Annotated in this window: 14 protein-coding genes; 6 read left to right on the top strand and 8 right to left on the bottom strand. The window is 61.0% G+C overall.

Annotation, left to right across the window (positions count from 1 at the left end; translation table 11 throughout):
• The first annotated feature begins 85 nt into the window (after positions 1-85).
• Positions 86-2095: a DNA helicase Rep gene (rep, locus tag AD670_RS01470; RefSeq protein WP_027608306.1), complete on the top strand. Its 2010-nt coding sequence runs from the start codon at positions 86-88 to the stop codon at positions 2093-2095.
• Positions 2096-2153: 58 nt separating this feature from the next.
• Entirely contained in the window at positions 2154-2726 is a 573-nt protein-coding gene (locus AD670_RS01465; protein WP_003195447.1) for a xanthine phosphoribosyltransferase, read from the top strand.
• 70 nt (positions 2727-2796) lie between these two features.
• On the opposite strand, the gene AD670_RS01460 is transcribed toward AD670_RS01465, so the two are convergent.
• From AD670_RS01460 to dadA, 6 genes are all read right to left on the bottom strand, one after another.
• A complete protein-coding gene (locus AD670_RS01460; protein WP_053127687.1) occupies positions 2797-4719 on the bottom strand; it encodes an acetyl-CoA hydrolase/transferase C-terminal domain-containing protein in 1923 nt (640 codons plus the stop codon).
• Between the two features lie 136 nt (positions 4720-4855).
• On the bottom strand, positions 4856-5269 hold the full coding sequence (locus AD670_RS01455; RefSeq protein ID WP_053127685.1) for a cytochrome c5 family protein: 414 nt from the start codon (positions 5267-5269) through the stop codon (positions 4856-4858).
• A 181-nt stretch (positions 5270-5450) separates the two neighbouring features.
• Positions 5451-5999, bottom strand: a complete 549-nt coding sequence (locus AD670_RS01450; RefSeq protein WP_003176893.1) for a cupin domain-containing protein — start codon at positions 5997-5999, stop codon at positions 5451-5453.
• A 116-nt stretch (positions 6000-6115) separates the two neighbouring features.
• The gene (gene alr, locus AD670_RS01445) at positions 6116-7189 is read right to left on the bottom strand and encodes an alanine racemase (RefSeq protein ID WP_053127683.1); all 1074 of its coding nucleotides are present in this window, start codon (positions 7187-7189) and stop codon (positions 6116-6118) included.
• 80 nt (positions 7190-7269) lie between these two features.
• A complete protein-coding gene (locus AD670_RS01440) occupies positions 7270-7623 on the bottom strand; it encodes a RidA family protein (protein WP_053127681.1) in 354 nt (117 codons plus the stop codon).
• Complete coding sequence (dadA, locus tag AD670_RS01435) at positions 7595-8896, bottom strand: D-amino acid dehydrogenase (RefSeq protein ID WP_053127678.1); 1302 nt, start codon at positions 8894-8896, stop codon at positions 7595-7597. The genes AD670_RS01440 and dadA overlap by 29 nt, the downstream gene beginning before the upstream one ends.
• A 156-nt stretch (positions 8897-9052) precedes the next feature.
• Between dadA and AD670_RS01430 the strand changes: the two genes are divergently transcribed.
• Positions 9053-9541 carry an Lrp/AsnC ligand binding domain-containing protein gene (locus tag AD670_RS01430; protein WP_003176896.1) on the top strand — a complete coding sequence of 163 codons (489 nt, stop codon included), beginning with the start codon at positions 9053-9055 and terminating at the stop codon, positions 9539-9541.
• Positions 9542-9557: 16 nt separating this feature from the next.
• Here AD670_RS01430 and AD670_RS01425 read toward each other — a convergent pair whose 3' ends face one another.
• Positions 9558-9911 carry a YkgJ family cysteine cluster protein gene (locus AD670_RS01425; RefSeq protein WP_003176897.1) on the bottom strand — a complete coding sequence of 118 codons (354 nt, stop codon included), beginning with the start codon at positions 9909-9911 and terminating at the stop codon, positions 9558-9560.
• Positions 9912-10026: 115 nt separating this feature from the next.
• Here AD670_RS01425 and AD670_RS01420 point away from each other — a divergent pair, with 115 nt between their 5' ends.
• Positions 10027-11319 carry an FAD-binding oxidoreductase gene (locus AD670_RS01420; RefSeq protein WP_053127676.1) on the top strand — a complete coding sequence of 431 codons (1293 nt, stop codon included), beginning with the start codon at positions 10027-10029 and terminating at the stop codon, positions 11317-11319.
• Here the strand turns inward: AD670_RS01420 and AD670_RS01415 are convergent, their stop codons facing one another.
• On the bottom strand, positions 11320-11544 hold the full coding sequence (locus tag AD670_RS01415) for a DUF1127 domain-containing protein (protein ID WP_053127674.1): 225 nt from the start codon (positions 11542-11544) through the stop codon (positions 11320-11322).
• A 166-nt stretch (positions 11545-11710) separates the two neighbouring features.
• Between AD670_RS01415 and AD670_RS01410 the strand changes: the two genes are divergently transcribed.
• Entirely contained in the window at positions 11711-13135 is a 1425-nt protein-coding gene (locus AD670_RS01410) for a PLP-dependent aminotransferase family protein (RefSeq protein WP_053127672.1), read from the top strand.
• A gap of 62 nt (positions 13136-13197) precedes the next feature.
• Positions 13198-14763, top strand: coding sequence for a phospholipase D family protein (locus tag AD670_RS01405; protein WP_053127670.1), 1566 nt, complete (start codon positions 13198-13200; stop codon positions 14761-14763).
• The last annotated feature ends 12 nt before the right edge of the window (positions 14764-14775 follow it).

Here is a 14775-nt window from a genome sequence, read left to right as displayed (position 1 = left end):
CGTCACACCGTCGATCCAGCGCAGCAGAATCTTGCCAGCCTGTTAAAATGCCCGCCCTTTTGAACAACGACTCCCTGAATTCCGTATGTCCCGACTCAATCCCCGGCAGCAAGAAGCCGTGAACTACGTCGGCGGCCCTCTATTGGTGCTCGCCGGTGCTGGCTCCGGCAAGACCAGCGTGATCACCCGCAAGATCGCGCACCTGATCCAGAACTGTGGCATCCGCGCCCAGTACATCGTCGCCATGACCTTTACCAACAAGGCCGCGCGCGAGATGAAAGAGCGTGTCGGCACCCTGCTCAAGGGTGGCGAAGGCCGTGGCCTCACTGTGTGTACCTTCCACAACCTGGGGCTGAACATCATCCGCAAGGAGCATGTGCGGCTGGGCTACAAGCCGGGCTTCTCGATCTTCGACGAGACCGACGTCAAGGCCCTGATGACCGACATCATGCAGAAGGAATACGCGGGCGACGACGGCGTCGACGAGATCAAGAACATGATCGGCGCCTGGAAAAACGACCTGATCCTGCCGCCCGAAGCCCTGGAAAACGCGCGCAACCCCAAGGAACAGACCGCCGCCATCGTCTACACCCACTACCAGCGAACGCTCAAGGCGTTCAACGCGGTGGACTTCGACGACCTGATCCTGCTGCCGGTGAAGCTGTTCCAGGAACACGCCGACATCCTCGAAAAGTGGCAGAACAAGGTGCGCTACCTGCTGGTAGACGAATACCAGGACACCAACGCCAGCCAATACCTGCTGGTAAAGTTGCTGATCGGTACGCGCAACCAGTTCACCGTGGTGGGCGACGACGACCAGTCGATCTACGCCTGGCGCGGCGCCCGCCCGGAAAACCTGATGCTGCTCAAGGACGACTACCCGTCCCTGAAAGTGGTGATGCTGGAGCAGAACTACCGCTCCACCAGCCGCATCCTGCGTTGCGCCAACGTGCTGATCTCGAACAACCCCCACGAGTTTGAAAAACAACTGTGGAGCGAGATGGGTCACGGCGATGAGATCCGCGTGATCCGCTGCCGTAACGAAGACGCCGAGGCTGAGCGTGTTGCCGTCGAAATCCTCAGCCTGCACCTGCGCACCGACCGCCCTTACAGCGACTTCGCAATCCTCTATCGCGGCAACTACCAGGCCAAGCTGATCGAACTGAAGTTGCAGCACCACCAGGTGCCGTATCGTCTGTCGGGCGGCAACAGCTTTTTCGGACGCCAGGAAGTGAAAGACCTGATGGCCTACTTCCGTCTGATCGTGAACCCGGACGACGACAACGCCTTCCTGCGCGTGATCAACGTGCCGCGCCGCGAGATCGGTTCCACCACCCTGGAAAAGCTCGGCAACTACGCCACCGAACGCAAGATCTCGATGTACGCCGCCACCGACGAAATCGGCTTGGGCGAACACTTGGACACGCGCTTCACCGATCGCCTGTCACGTTTCAAGCGCTTTATGGACAAGGTACGTGAGCAGTGCGCCGGCGAAGACCCGATCAGCGCCCTGCGCAGCATGGTCATGGACATCGACTATGAAAACTGGCTGCGCACCAACAGTTCCAGCGACAAGGCCGCGGATTACCGAATGGGCAACGTCTGGTTCCTGATCGAAGCGCTGAAGAACACCCTGGAAAAAGACGAAGACGGCGAAATGACCGTCGAAGACGCCATCGGCAAGCTGGTGCTGCGCGACATGCTCGAGCGCCAGCAGGAAGAGGAAGATGGCGCCGAAGGTGTACAGATGATGACCTTGCATGCGTCCAAGGGCCTGGAATTTCCCTACGTGTTCATCATGGGCATGGAAGAGGAAATCCTCCCGCACCGCTCCAGCATCGAAGCCGACACCATTGAGGAAGAACGGCGCCTGGCCTACGTGGGTATTACCCGCGCGCGTCAGACACTGGCCTTCACCTTTGCCGCCAAGCGCAAGCAATACGGCGAAATCATCGATTGCGCCCCCAGCCGGTTCCTGGACGAATTGCCTCCGGATGACCTGGCCTGGGAAGGCAATGACGACACACCGACCGAAGTGAAGGCCGTTCGCGGCAACACCGCCCTGGCGGATATACGCGCGATGTTAAAGCGCTAGAATCGACTACTTTTTAATCTACTTTCGGCGCACAACGCGCCATTAGAGGAAGCTTTCCGTGGAAGCACTGCACAAGAAAATTCGCGAAGAAGGCATCGTGCTTTCCGATCAGGTACTCAAGGTCGACGCCTTTCTGAACCACCAGATCGACCCGGCGCTGATGAAACTGATCGGCGACGAATTCGCCGCGCTGTTCAAGGATTCGGGCATCACCAAGATCGTCACCATCGAAGCCTCGGGCATCGCGCCGGCGATCATGACCGGCCTGAACCTCGGCGTGCCGGTGATCTTCGCTCGTAAGCAACAATCCCTGACCCTGACCGAAAACCTGCTGTCGGCAACGGTGTATTCCTTCACCAAGAAAACCGAAAGCACCGTGGCGATCTCGCCGCGTCACCTGACCAGCAGCGACCGCGTACTGGTGATCGATGACTTCCTGGCCAATGGCAAGGCGTCCCAGGCGCTGATTTCGATCATCAAGCAGGCCGGTGCGACCGTTGCCGGTTTGGGGATTGTGATCGAGAAGTCGTTCCAGGGTGGCCGTGCGGAGTTGGACGCACAGGGTTATCGGGTTGAGTCGCTGGCGCGGGTGAAGTCGCTGGCCGGTGGCGTCGTCACCTTCATCGAATAATCGTTGCCTGCACGCGGTTAAACATCTGGGAGGGGCAAGCACCCTCCCACATTTGGCTTTGTGTTGGTTTTTAGTATGCGGTTGCTTGTAAGCCAGCGAGCAATAGGCGCTGATAGAGATCCTCTTTCAGCCCCTCCGGTTTATCCAACCGCATCCGCCTCAAATGCGCTGGAAACGCCTCCGGCTCCGGTGCATCCAGCGCCGCCTTGCCCAACTCCAGAATCTCCGTGAGCTTGAATTTGCTCTTGAGCCAGTTCAATGCACGCAACAGGTCCCGCTCTTCATCCGTGAAGTCGCTGCCCAGCGGATATTCCGGGAACAGCCGCCGATGCCGCGCCTGGATACCTTGGAGCCGCTCCGGCGTGTTGTCGCCAAAGCGCGGATCCAGCTGGAAATCCTTGGATAACTTGCCGGCTTTTTGCGCCTGCTCGATCAAGTCGGCCTGGAAGCGTGAGTCGGTAATGTTGAGCAACGCCTCGATCACCTTGGCATCCGTCTGACCACGCAAGTCGGCAATTCCATACTCGGTGATGACAATATCCCGCAGGTGCCGGGGGATGGTGCAATGCCCATACTCCCAGACGATATTGGAACTGACCTCACCCGCCGACTCGCGCCAGCTGCGCAGGATCAGGATCGAACGCGCGCCCTCCAGCGCATGCCCCTGGGCCACAAAGTTGTATTGCCCGCCCACACCGCTGAGCACGCGGCCGTCCTCCAACTGGTCGGCCACGCCTGCGCCCAGCAACGTCACCGTGATCGCGCTGTTGATAAACCGTGCATCCTGGCGCTGCAGGCGCTTGAGCTCTTCCTGGCCGTACAGCTCGTTGATGTAGCTGATACGGGTCATGTTGAATTCCAGACGCTTGGCGTGGGTCATCTCCTGCAAACGCTGGTAAAAACTGCGCGGCCCCAGGAAGAAACCGCCGTGGATCGAAACGCCATCGGGCTGCGCCGCATCGTCCAGCAAACCGGCGTTGGCTTGTTCCTGAGTGGCCACATCCGGGTAGACCTTGCGCCGGATAATCCCCGCATCCGCCAGCACCAGCAGGCCGTTGACGAACATTTCGCTGCAACCGTAGAGGCCACGGGCGAAGGGGTCGACACCGCCTTCACGGCTGATCAGCGGGGCCCATTGGTACACATCCAGGTCAGTCAGTAGCAGGCGATAAGCTTCGTTATCGGCCTGGCGCGCCAGCAAAGCGGCGGTCAGTGCGTCGCCCATGGAACCGATACCTATCTGCAAGGTGCCCCCATCGCGCACCAGGGTGCTGGCGTGCAAGCCGATGAAATGGTCCTGGAACCCCACCGGCATGTTCGGCGTGGAGAACAACGTGCTGCTGTCCTTTGCATCGATCAGGTAGTCGAACGCGTCCATGCCCAACTCGGAGTCGCCCGGCATGTAGGGCAAGTCAGTGTGAACCTGGCCAACGATCAAAACGGTTTCGCCCGCTTCACGTCGCTTGGCGATCATGGGCAGCAGGTCGAGGGTGATGTCGGGGTTGCAGCTCAGGCTCAGGCGATCCGGGTGTTCGGCGCTGCTCGCGACCAACTGCGCCACCAGGTTCAGGCCGGCGGCATTGATGTCGCGGGCGGCATGGCTGTAGTTGCTGCTCACGTAGTCCTGCTGGGCCGACGTGCTGTGGAGCAGGCTGCCGGGCTGCATGAAGAACTGCTGCACATGGATATTCTTCGGCAGGCTGTCCTTGTGCAGGTCAGCGAGGAAATCCAGCTCGGGATAGTCGCCAAACACCCGCTCGATAAAGGGTTCGAGAAAGCGCTTCTGCAAGCCATCGCCCAAGGTGGGGCGGCCCAGGCTCAACGCGGTGTAAATCGTCAGCGCGCGATCCGGCAACTTGGCGATACGCCGGTACAGTGCATTGGCGAACAGGTTCGGCTTACCCAGGCCCAGGGGCATGCCCATGTGGATATGCGCCGGTAACCGCGCCAGTACGTCGTCAACTGCTTGCTCGATTGAACACAACTGCACCATCCGACCCTCCTGAACATTCCGTGATTAGGGGTTGGACAGAGAGTGGCGGGTCTTTGCTGCAAAGAACAGCTTCGAAACACAAATTACGGGCACAAAAAAGCCGCTCGTAAGCGGCGTTTTTGGCGAAGATCGACGGTTACAGGCCGGACATCTTCTTGATTGCACCTTTAAGCTCATCATCCGAGCAATCAGCACAGGTGCCTTTTGGCGGCATGGCGTTGATACCGGTGATCGCCTTGGCCAGGATGCCGTCGAGACCGCCTTGGTGATCAGCGCGTTCTTTCCAGGCAGCGGTGTCGCCGATTTTCGGCGCGCCCAGCAAACCGGTGCCGTGGCACGCGTTGCAGTGTTTGGCGATCACGTCATCTGGTGTTTTCGCTCCACCGCCGCCGCCCGCTGCCACAGCCACTTCCATCCCCTTGCACTCTTGCCCCTGAACGCACACCTGGCCCACAGGCTCCAGGCGCTTGGCAATTTCATCATTGGTCGCAGCTTGAGCGCTGACAGCCCATAGGGCCAGTACGGTTGCTGGTGCAGCCAGCATTTTCATAATTAGGTTCACGCGTTCACCCTCAATGGTGGCTATTCACGCCTGCGGCCACGGTTTCGCAGGCGGCGAAAGTATAACGGTTAGCCCGTCCGGCCGAAACAACCCTATTAAACAAAGGGAGATTCAGTCTCGCGGAATGCTGCTCGGGTGTCTCTGCAACGCTGGCAGGACGCCTCTTTTGTTAAAAGTTCGCGGGTGTGGCTGCGCTGATTAGTCGCGCCGGCACATCGAACGGATTACGGAAACGATGAGGCTTGGTGCTTTCAAAGTAGTAGCTATCGCCGGCTTCGAGCACAAAAGTTTCAAGACCGACCACCAATTCCAAACGGCCTTCCACCAGAATCCCGGTTTCTTCGCCCTCGTGGGTGAGCATTTCTTCGCCGGTGTCGGCGCCAGGCGGGTAGATCTCGTTGAGAAATGCAATTGCCCGGCTCGGGTGCGCCCGGCCCACCAGTTTCATGGTGACGGCGCCGTCAGAGATGTCGATCAGCTCATTGGCTTTATAGACGATCTGCGTCGGTATTTCCTGGAGGATCTCTTCGGAAAAGAACTCGACCATCGACATGGGAATGCCGCCCAGCACCTTGCGTAAGGAGCTGATGGAAGGGCTGACACTGTTTTTTTCGATCATCGAAATGGTGCTGTTGGTGACACCCGCGCGCTTGGCGAGCTCACGCTGGGAAAGACCCTTCAGTTTACGGATGGATTGCAGTCGTTCGCCGACGTCCAATGCAGGTGCCTCCTAGGATTCAGGCTTTGTTGTAATTGAGCGTTATCATGGCGACAGCGTTCAGTATTTACAACACTTGGGCCTAAATCCCAGGGAGCGGTGTTCGTGCCTGACGGTCAAGCGCCGGAATAGAGCCTTGGCACACGACGCAGGTTGCAAAAGATCTGGTACGGAATGGTCTCAGCGGCGACGGCGACGTCACTGGCGAGGATGTTTTTGCCCCACAGCTCTACCGTGGAGCCAAGACCCGCCTCAGGCACGTCCGTCAGATCGATGCACAGCATGTCCATGGACACGCGCCCCAGCAATTGGCTGCGCTGCCCCGCCACCAGTACCGGCGTGCCGGTGGGCGCATGGCGCGGGTAGCCGTCGGCATAACCCATGGCAACCACGCCGATACGCATCGGTTTAGGTGTGATGAACCGGGCGCCGTAGCCCACCGGCTCGCCGGCTGGCAGTTCACGCACGCAGATCACTTTCGATTCCAGGGTCATCACCGGCTGCAAGCGCGCAGCCAAGGCCTGGCCCTCACCAAACGGTGTGGCACCGTAAAGCATGATGCCCGGACGCACCCAGTCGCTGGACACGCTCGGCCAGCCCAGCACCGACGGCGAATTGCGCAGGCTGACTTCAGCCACCAGACCTTGGCGCGCGGCCTCAAATACCGCCACTTGCTCGGTGCTGCTGACGCAATCGAGTTCATCGGCGCGGGCAAAATGGCTCATCAACACAATCTTCGCGACTTTACCGCTGGCCAGCAGGCGCTGGTAAGCCTCGTGGTAATCCTTGGGGTGCAGGCCAACGCGGTGCATGCCCGAATCGAGCTTGAGCCAGATAGTCAGCGGCTTGAGCAGGCTGGCCTGTTCGATGGCCTCCAGTTGCCACAGCGAATGCACCACGCACCAGAAGTCATGCTCGACGATCAACGGCAGCTCATCGGCCTCGAAAAAGCCTTCCAGTAGCAGCACTGGCGCGCGAATACCGGCGGCGCGCAGCTCCAACGCTTCTTCGATGCACGCCACGGCAAACCCGTCGGCCTCGGCTTCGAGCGCCTGGGCGACGCGCACGGCACCATGGCCGTAGGCGTCGGCCTTGACCACCGCGAGGGCCTTGGCGCCCGTGACTTCACGGGCCAATTGGTAGTTGTGGCGCAGGGCTTGGAGGTCGATCAGGGCACGGGCAGGACGCATGGCGGCAGGCTTCTAGGCGGCAAAATGATGAAAAAACCGGCACCGCCTAACAGCTTCGGCACCGGGAGAGGGATCGTTGTTTAAGGCAATGCAGCCACGACGGACAGCTCTACCAGGATTTGCGGTTCGCACAGCTTGGCTTCAACCGTGGCACGGGCCGGGGCGAAGCCTTTGGGCAGCCACTTGTCCCACACCGCGTTCATGCCGGCGAAGTCGGCGTCGATGTCTTTCAGGTAGATCGTCACCGACAGCAGCTTGGTTTTGTCGGTGCCCGCCAAGTCCAGCAAACGCTCGATATTGGCCAGGGTTTCACGGGTCTGCTGTTCGATCCCGGCGTTCATGTCGTCACCGACTTGCCCGGCCAGATACACGGTACCGCTGTGAACAACGATCTGGCTCATGCGCTCATTGGTGAGCTGGCGCTGGATTGACATGTTTTGCAGACTCCTGGTGGTTGCCATAACGGGAAATATCGAGGCCTTCGGCGCTGATCTGCGGCGTTTTCTTCGCCATCAGATCAGCCAGCAAGCGCCCGGAGCCGCACGCCATGGTCCAACCGAGGGTGCCATGGCCGGTGTTCAGGAACAGGTTCTTGAATGGCGTGGCACCGACAATCGGCGTGCCGTCGGGTGTGGTCGGACGCAGGCCGGTCCAGAACGTGGCTTCGGCCAGATCGCCGCCCTGAGGATAAAGGTCGTTGACGATCATCTCCAGGGTTTCACGCCGACGCGGGTTAAGCGACAGGTCAAAACCGGCTATTTCAGCCATGCCGCCGACGCGGATGCGGTTGTCGAAACGGGTGATGGCGACCTTGTAGGTCTCATCGAGAATGGTCGACGTTGGCGCCATCGCCGGGTTGGTGATCGGCACCGTCAGCGAGTAACCCTTGAGCGGGTACACCGGCGCCTTGATCCCCAGCGGCTTGAGCAGCTTCGGCGAGTAGCTGCCGAGGGCCAGCACGTAGCGGTCGGCGGTTTCCAGCTTGCCGTCGATCCACACGCCGTTGACGCGCTCGCCGGCGTAGTCGAGGCGCTGGATGTCCTGTTCGAAGCGGAACTCCACGCCCAACTGCTTGCACATCTCGGCCAAGCGGGAGGTGAACATCTGGCAGTCGCCGGTCTGGTCGTTGGGCAGGCGCAGGGCACCGGCGAGAATATCGGTGACACTGGCCAGGGCCGGCTCAACACGGGCGATACCGGCGCGGTCGAGCAGTTCGAATGGCACGCCGGACTCTTTCAACACGGCGATGTCTTTGGCGGCGCCATCCAACTGGGCCTGGGTGCGGAACAACTGGGTAGTCCCGAGGCTGCGGCCTTCGTAGGCGATGCCGGTTTCGGCACGTAATTCGTCGAGGCAGTCACGGCTGTACTCGGACAGGCGCACCATGCGCTCCTTGTTCACCGCATAACGGCTGGCGGTGCAGTTGCGCAGCATCTGCGCCATCCACAGGTATTGGTCGATATCGGCAGTGGCCTTGATCGCCAGCGGCGCGTGGCGTTGCAGCAGCCACTTGATGGCCTTGAGCGGCACGCCCGGCGCGGCCCATGGCGATGCATAGCCTGGGGACACCTGGCCGGCGTTGGCGAAACTGGTTTCCATGGCAGCCGCAGGCTGACGGTCGACTACAACGACTTCAAAGCCGGCCCGCGCCAAATAGTAGGCACTGGTCACACCAATGACGCCGCTACCTAAGACCAGAACGCGCATTTTTATATCCTCATCACGGGCTTAGCCGCTGACGTGTGTTATTCGAGCAATGATGGGCGCAGTATAAAAAGCAATCACCAGTGCATTTCACTATATAAATGCCTATATTTGGCGACAATTCTCGGCAAAAACCCTTTTCACAGAGGCGTATCCCCTATGCGTACCAACACCCAGACCAAGCGGGAGCTGGACAAGATCGACCGCAACATCCTGCGCATCCTGCAAACCGACGGGCGAATTTCGTTCACCGAGCTGGGGGAAAAGGTCGGGCTCTCCACCACGCCGTGTACCGAGCGGGTACGGCGACTGGAGCGCGAGGGGATCATCATGGGCTACAACGCGCGTCTAAACCCACAGCATTTGAAGGGAAGTTTGCTGGTATTTGTCGAGATCAGCCTCGATTACAAATCCGGCGACACCTTTGAAGAGTTCCGCCGCGCCGTGCTGAAACTGCCCCATGTCTTGGAGTGCCACCTGGTCTCGGGAGACTTCGACTACCTGGTGAAAGCGCGAATTTCCGAGATGGCCTCGTACCGCAAATTGCTCGGCGATATCCTGCTCAAGCTGCCCCATGTGCGGGAATCGAAGAGCTATATCGTGATGGAAGAGGTGAAAGAGAGCCTGAACCTGCCGATCCCTGACTGATCGGCACATACGCCTGTCAGACCAGCACCTGCCGGGTGCTCGCCATGTACTCATGGATCTGCTTCTCCACCCGAGGGTGAATCAGCTCCACCGGCCCGCGCCCATTGGGGCAAGGCAAGGTCTTGGTGGTGCCGAACAGCCGACAGATCAGCGGCCGCTCGTCATACACGGTGCAGCCGTTGGGGCCCAGGTGCACGCAGTTCAGCTCGTCCATCGCCGCGTCCTGCTCGGCAGCGGTCTTGCGTGGCAGGCGCGACATTTCCTCGGGCGAAGTGGTGACCGGCCCACAGCAGTCGTGGCAGCCAGGGACGCACTCGAACGAAGGAATCTGACGGCGCAGCGCGCTGATTTTCTGACTGTTGCAACTCATCGAAACACGTACCGAACGGCAAATAGAGGTGGATTCTGAAGCAAAACGCCCTGCGCAGACAGCTTCGTCCGACCGCTGTATCCTGCGTCAAATTTTCCAAACAGGGATGCTCCCCATGACTGCCAGCACCCGGCACACCGCTTCCTACTACGCCGCCAGCAGCGTGCCGCAACCCGATTACCCAGCGTTGACGGGCGAAGTGAGCGCCGATGTGTGCGTGATCGGCGGCGGTTTCTCCGGGCTCAACACGGCCCTGGAGCTGGCTGAGCGCGGCTTCAGTGTGGTGCTGCTGGAGGCGCGCAAGATCGCCTGGGGCGCCAGCGGGCGCAATGGCGGCCAGTTGATTCGCGGCGTCGGCCATGGCCTGGAGCAGTTCACCAACGTGATCGGCACCGATGGCGTGCGCCAGATGAAGCTGATGGGCCTGGAAGCCGTGGAGATCGTGCGTGAACGTGTCGAACGCTACCAGATCCCCTGTGACCTGACCTGGGGCTACTGCGACCTGGCCAACAAGCCTCGCGACCTGCACGGCCTGGCCGAAGACGCCGAAGAACTGCGCAGCCTGGGCTATCGCCACGAAGTACGCTTGCTGCAAGCGAGCGAAATGGGCAGCGTCATCGGCTCCGACCGCTATGTGGGCGGCATGATCGACATGGGTTCCGGCCACCTGCACCCGTTGAATCTGGCTCTCGGCGAAGCCGCCGCCGCGCAGCAATGGGGTGTGCAGTTGTTCGAACAGTCCGAAGTCACGCGTATCGACTACGGCCCCGAGGTCAAGGTGCACACCGCCCAGGGCCATGTGCGCGCCAAGACCCTGGTGCTGGCCTGCAATGCCTACCTGAATGGGCTGAACCCGCAATTGAGCGGCAAGGTGCTGCCCGCCGGCAGCTACATCATCGCCACCGAACCGTTGAGCGAAGCACAAGCCGCCAACCTGCTGCCGCAGAACATGGCGGTGTGTGACCAGCGCGTGACGGTGGATTACTTCCGCCTGTCCGCCGACCGCCGCCTGTTATTCGGCGGCGCCTGCCACTACTCCGGACGCGACCCCAAGGACATCGGCGCCTACATGCGGCCAAAGATGCTGCAGGTATTCCCACAGCTGGCAGAGGTGAAGATCGATTACCAATGGGGCGGCATGATCGGCATCGGCGCCAACCGCCTGCCGCAGATCGGCCGCTTGGCGGATCAGCCCAACGTGTATTACGCCCAGGCCTATGCAGGCCATGGCCTCAACGCCACGCACCTGGCGGGCAAGTTGCTGGCCGAAGCCATCAGTGGCCAGCAGCAGGGACGTTTCGACCTGTTCGCCCAGGTGCCACACATCACCTTCCCCGGCGGCAAATACCTGCGCTCGCCGCTGCTGGCCTTGGGAATGCTCTGGCACCGCCTCAAAGAGCTGGCCTGATCAATCGCGCCAGAAGGGTTTCAGGCCTTCCTGGCGCGCTTGCTCAGGAGTCAATCCAACGTCGCGCAATTGCTCGCAGGTCAAGTGCAGCAGGGCCTTGCGCGTATGACGGCGGTGCCAGAACAGACTCCAGCGGCTGATCTCGCGCGGCGACGTCGCCCGCTCTTGCCCAGCCTGCAATTCCTGACTGTGTAACATCAGCCGCACATCGCTCATGCCGTTCATTTTGCTGCCCCTCATTTGCCTGTTGCCATGAGTGACTAGAATGGGTGAGCGAGCAAAACCATTACAGATTCAACCAATCTTTATTAAATCCATACAGATACTGCCTTTACGTGGCTGAACCCTGTATTTTCCCGCTATCTGTACTGGTCCCCTGGGAGCGACCGCCATGACGCTTTACGTCAACCTCGCCGAATTGCTGGGCACGCGCATCGAGCAGGGTTTCTATCGCCCCGGTGATCGACTGCCGTCCGTACGCGCCTTGAGCGTGGAGCACGGGGTCAGCCTGAGCACCGTGCAGCAGGCTTATCGGTTGCTGGAAGACAATGGCCTGGCGATGCCCAAGCCCAAGTCCGGCTACTTTGTACCGGTGGGCCGTGAGTTACCGGCGCTGCCTGAGGTCAGCCGCCCGGCCCAGCGCCCGGTGGAGATTTCGCAATGGGACCTGGTGTTGGAACTGATTCGCGCGGTTCCGCGCAAAGACGTCATACAGTTGGGTCGCGGCATGCCGGATGTATTGTCGCCCACCATCAAGCCTTTGCTGCGCAGCCTGGCCCGTGTCAGCCGGCGCCAGGACTTGCCGGGGCTGTATTACGACAACATCCTCGGCTGTATGGAGTTGCGCGAGCAGATTGCCCGACTGTCACTGGACTCCGGCTGCCAACTGACGGCCGAGGACATTGTGATTACCACTGGTTGCCACGAGGCGCTGTCCGCCAGCATCCACGCCATCTGTGAGCCCGGCGACATCGTTGCGGTGGACTCGCCCAGCTTCCACGGCGCCATGCAGACCCTCAAGGGCCTGGGCATGAAAGCCCTGGAAATCCCCACCGACCCGATCACCGGCATCAGCCTCGAAGCCCTGGAACTGGCATTGGAGCAGTGGCCGATCAAGGTCATCCAACTGACCCCAAACTGCAACAACCCCCTGGGCTACATCATGCCGGAGGCACGCAAGCGAGCGCTGCTGAACCTGGCCCAGCGCTTTGACGTGGCGATTATCGAAGACGACGTGTATGGCGAGCTTGCCTACAGCTACCCGCGCCCGCGCACCATTAAATCCTTCGACGAAGACGGCCGCGTGCTGCTGTGCAGCTCGTTCTCCAAGACCCTGGCGCCGGGCCTGCGTATTGGTTGGGTGGCGCCGGGCCGGTACCTGGAGCGGGTGCTGCACATGAAGTACATCAGCACCGGTTCCACCGCCACACAGCCACAGATCGCCATTGCCGAGTTTCTCAAGGGCGGGCATTTCGAGCCGCATCTACGGCGAATGCGCACGCAATATCAACGTAATCGCGACTTGATGCTCGACTGGGTCAGCCGCTATTTCCCAGCGGGTACCCGTGCCAGCCGCCCGCAGGGCAGTTTTATGCTGTGGATCGAACTGCCGGAAGGTTTTGATACGTTGAAGCTCAACCGTGTGCTGGTGGAACAAGGTGTTCAGGTGGCGGTGGGCAGCATCTTTTCCGCCTCGGGCAAGTACAGGAATTGCCTGCGCATGAACTACGCTGCCAAGCCAACCGCCCAGATCGAAGAGGCCGTGCGCAAGGTCGGCGCTGCCGCGAGCAAACTGCTGGCCGAGGCCGCCGACTGACCTTTCACGAGAAATCGCCGTCATATGTCGACAACCGCCCTGACCTGGAAGCGACTCCCTTGATGATTCGACGGCTTTTACCGCTTTTCCTGTTGGGAGCCCTGGCCTTGGGCGGCTGTGCCACGGTGAGTACCCCGCGCATCTCCAGCGATGCCCTACCGGCTGCCCAGTCGTCATTCGGCCGCTCGATCCAGGCCCAGGCCGCGCCGTATCAAGGGCGCTCCGGTTTCCGCCTGCTGCCCAACAGCAGCGAAGCCTTCATGGCCCGCGCCGAGCTGATCCGCAACGCCCAGACCAGCCTCGACCTGCAGTACTACATCGTCCACGACGGCATCAGCACCCGCATGCTGGTGGATGAACTGCTCAAGGCTGCCGACCGTGGGGTGCGCGTGCGCATCCTGCTGGACGACACCACCAGCGACGGCCTCGACCAGATCATCGCCACCCTCGCCGCCCACCCCAAGATCGAGATTCGCCTGTTCAACCCCTTGCACCTGGGGCGCAGCACCGGCGTGACGCGCGCCATGGGCCGCCTGTTCAACCTGTCGCTGCAGCACCGGCGCATGCACAACAAGCTGTGGCTGGCGGACAACAGCGTGGCCATCGTCGGTGGGCGCAACCTGGGGGACGAGTATTTCGACGCCGAGCCCAACCTGAACTTCACCGATATCGACATGCTCAGCGTCGGACCGGTGGCCGAGCAACTCGGGCACAGTTTCGATCAGTACTGGAACAGCGCCCTGAGCAAACCCATTGATGACTTTGTCTCCAATACGCCCTCCAAAGGTGACCTGGCCGCCGCGCGCCTGAGCCTGGAAGCATCGCTGGCCGAGTCGCGCCAGCAAAAGCATGCGCTGTATGCGCGCTTGCGGACCTACCAGACTCAGCCGCGCATGGACATCTGGCGCCGCGAACTGATCTGGGCCTGGAACCAGGCACTGTGGGACGCGCCGAGCAAGGTCCTGTCCAAGGCCGACCCGGACCCGCACCTGCTGCTGACCACCCAACTGGCCCCGGAACTGGAAGGCGTCAACCACGAGCTGATCATGATCTCGGCGTACTTCGTCCCGGGGCAGCCAGGGCTGGTGTACCTGACGGGCCGCGCCGACGCGGGCGTATCGGTGAGCTTGTTGACCAATTCCCTTGAAGCCACCGACGTGCCTGCCGTACATGGCGGCTATGCGCCGTATCGCAAGGCACTGCTGGAGCACGGGGTAAAACTCTACGAACTGCGCCGCCAACCGGGTGACGGTGGCGGCAGCGGCCCGCACCTGTTTCGGCGAGGCACGTTCCGCGGCTCGGACTCGAGCCTGCACAGCAAGGCGATGATCTTTGATCGGCAAAAATCGTTTGTCGGCTCTTTCAATTTCGACCCTCGCTCCGTGCTGTGGAACACCGAAGTCGGTGTGCTGGTGGACAGCCCCGAGCTGGCGGAACACGTGCGCAACCTGGCTCTGCAAGGCATGGCGCCGGCCTTGAGCTACGAGGCGAAATTGCAGGACGGCAACCTGGTGTGGGTGACCGAGGACAACGGCCAACTGCACACCCTGACCCGTGAGCCTGGCAGTTGGTGGCGGCGCTTCAATGCCTGGTTCGCCACCTCGGTCGGCCTGGAGCGCATGCTCTAGGAACAGCGAGGA

This window comes from Pseudomonas sp. MIACH, assembly GCF_001269925.1.
Classification (GTDB): Bacteria; Pseudomonadota; Gammaproteobacteria; order Pseudomonadales; family Pseudomonadaceae; genus Aquipseudomonas.
The sequence above is the reverse complement of the archived record's forward strand: the minus strand, read 5'-3'. Positions and strand labels throughout refer to the sequence as shown.

Excerpts from the sequence above, each read along its gene's own strand:
- AD670_RS01410 (WP_053127672.1), top strand. The coding sequence starts at position 11,711 with ATGACGCTTTACGTCAACCTCGCCGAATTGCTGGGCACGCGCATCGAG.
- AD670_RS01415 (WP_053127674.1), bottom strand. The coding sequence starts at position 11,544 with ATGAACGGCATGAGCGATGTGCGGCTGATGTTACACAGTCAGGAATTG.
- dadA (WP_053127678.1), bottom strand. The coding sequence starts at position 8,896 with ATGCGCGTTCTGGTCTTAGGTAGCGGCGTCATTGGTGTGACCAGTGCC.
- AD670_RS01455 (WP_053127685.1), bottom strand. The coding sequence starts at position 5,269 with ATGAAAATGCTGGCTGCACCAGCAACCGTACTGGCCCTATGGGCTGTC.
- AD670_RS01440 (WP_053127681.1), bottom strand. The coding sequence starts at position 7,623 with ATGTCAATCCAGCGCCAGCTCACCAATGAGCGCATGAGCCAGATCGTT.
- AD670_RS01420 (WP_053127676.1), top strand. The coding sequence starts at position 10,027 with ATGACTGCCAGCACCCGGCACACCGCTTCCTACTACGCCGCCAGCAGC.
- AD670_RS01460 (WP_053127687.1), bottom strand. The coding sequence starts at position 4,719 with ATGGTGCAGTTGTGTTCAATCGAGCAAGCAGTTGACGACGTACTGGCG.
- rep (WP_027608306.1), top strand. The coding sequence starts at position 86 with ATGTCCCGACTCAATCCCCGGCAGCAAGAAGCCGTGAACTACGTCGGC.
- AD670_RS01405 (WP_053127670.1), top strand. The coding sequence starts at position 13,198 with ATGATTCGACGGCTTTTACCGCTTTTCCTGTTGGGAGCCCTGGCCTTG.
- alr (WP_053127683.1), bottom strand. The coding sequence starts at position 7,189 with ATGCGTCCTGCCCGTGCCCTGATCGACCTCCAAGCCCTGCGCCACAAC.
- AD670_RS01430 (WP_003176896.1), top strand. The coding sequence starts at position 9,053 with ATGCGTACCAACACCCAGACCAAGCGGGAGCTGGACAAGATCGACCGC.
- AD670_RS01425 (WP_003176897.1), bottom strand. The coding sequence starts at position 9,911 with ATGAGTTGCAACAGTCAGAAAATCAGCGCGCTGCGCCGTCAGATTCCT.